This window comes from Pseudoalteromonas sp. 19-MNA-CIBAN-0066, from assembly GCF_040308705.1.
GTDB lineage: Bacteria > Pseudomonadota > Gammaproteobacteria > Enterobacterales > Alteromonadaceae > Pseudoalteromonas > Pseudoalteromonas nigrifaciens.
This window is the reverse complement of sequence record NZ_JBEONZ010000467.1, coordinates 1-221: the sequence shown is the minus strand read 5'-3', so window position 1 is coordinate 221 and position 221 is coordinate 1. Positions and strand designations below refer to the sequence as shown.

The following is a 221-nucleotide window of genomic DNA, read 5'->3' as shown; positions in this document are numbered from 1 at the left end:
GTGGCGTCCCCAAGGGGATTCGAACCCCTGTTACCGCCGTGAAAGGGCGGTGTCCTAGGCCTCTAGACGATGGGGACGCAGAAATTGGTTTGCAAATCATTGATTTGCTATTTCTGTGTAAGATGAGACCGAGCCTGTGAGGCGAATGGCATTATCTTCTCAGAAACATTTTCTGTGTCACTAGGACAACTGAATTTTTAGACTCGTTTCAGGCGAGCTTT

At 48.4% G+C, this 221-nt stretch carries 1 tRNA gene; it reads right to left on the bottom strand.

Going from position 1 to position 221, the window contains the following annotated elements:
* Nucleotide 1: 1 nt before the first annotated feature.
* Nucleotides 2–77, bottom strand: a tRNA-Glu gene (locus tag AAEZ18_RS19855).
* Nucleotides 78–221: the final 144 nt, after the last annotated feature.